The organism is Streptomyces mutomycini (genome assembly GCF_001700505.1).
GTDB lineage: Bacteria > Actinomycetota > Actinomycetes > Streptomycetales > Streptomycetaceae > Streptomyces > Streptomyces mutomycini.
The window spans coordinates 1-926 of record NZ_MAPV01000287.1; the positions used below are offsets into that span (position 1 = coordinate 1).

Genomic DNA, 926 nt, shown 5'->3' on the forward strand with positions numbered 1-926 from the left:
TCCCCGCCCCCAACGGCCTCATGGACCTCACCGCACTCCGCCACGCACTCATCCACCACCAAGGCCCCCTCCTCGTCACCGCCACCGCAGGCACCACCGACACCGGCCAGATCGACCCCCTCACCGACATCGCCGACCTCACCACCACCCACAACGCCGAACTCCACATCGACGCCGCATACGGCGGCCCACTCCTCTTCAGCCCCACCCACCGCCACGCCCTCCGCAGCCTCCACCGCGCCCACAGCGTCACCCTCGACCTGCACAAACTCGGCTGGCAACCCGCATCAGCCGGCATCCTCGCCGTCCCCCACCACCACGACCTCCACGCCCTCCACCACCACGCCCCCTACCTCAACGCCGACGACGACACCGACGCAGGCCTCCCCGACCTCCTCGGCCGCTCCCTGCGCACCACCCGCCGACCCGACGCCCTCAAAATCGCCGTCACCCTCCAAGCACTCGGCCGCGACGGACTCGCCGACCTCATCGACCGCACCCTCACCACCGCCCACCACCTCGCCGACCTCATCGACAAGAACCCCACCCTCGAGCTCTACGACCGCCCCACCATCAGCACCGTCCTCTTCCGCCCCACCCACACCGACGACACCACCGTCGCCACCATCCGCCGCACCCTCCTCAACCAAGGCCACGCCGTACTCGGCCGCGCCCGCATCAGCAACAGCCTCTGGCTCAAAGCCACCCTCCTCAACCCCCACACCACCCCCGACGACCTCCAGCACCTGCTCACCCTCGTCACCGACACCCACGCCCACACGGAAGCCACCACGGAAGGCAGCACCCCCCGATGACCGACCGGACCACCCCCCAAGGCCACCGGACCCACGACCTCATCGGCATCGGCCTCGGCCCCTTCAACCTCTCCCTCGCCGCCCTCGCCCACGGCATCCCCACCACCACCC

General features: G+C 70.4%; 2 protein-coding genes. Both read left to right on the plus strand.

Going from position 1 to position 926, the window contains the following annotated elements; translation table 11 throughout:
• Positions 1 to 815 (plus strand): pyridoxal phosphate-dependent decarboxylase family protein (locus tag BFF76_RS29510; protein ID WP_244167372.1); only part of this gene is annotated, 815 nt, incomplete at its 5' end.
• On the plus strand, positions 812 to 926 hold a 115-nt coding region (locus BFF76_RS32560), incomplete at its 3' end, for a SidA/IucD/PvdA family monooxygenase (protein WP_141695696.1). The genes BFF76_RS29510 and BFF76_RS32560, both read left to right, overlap by 4 nt.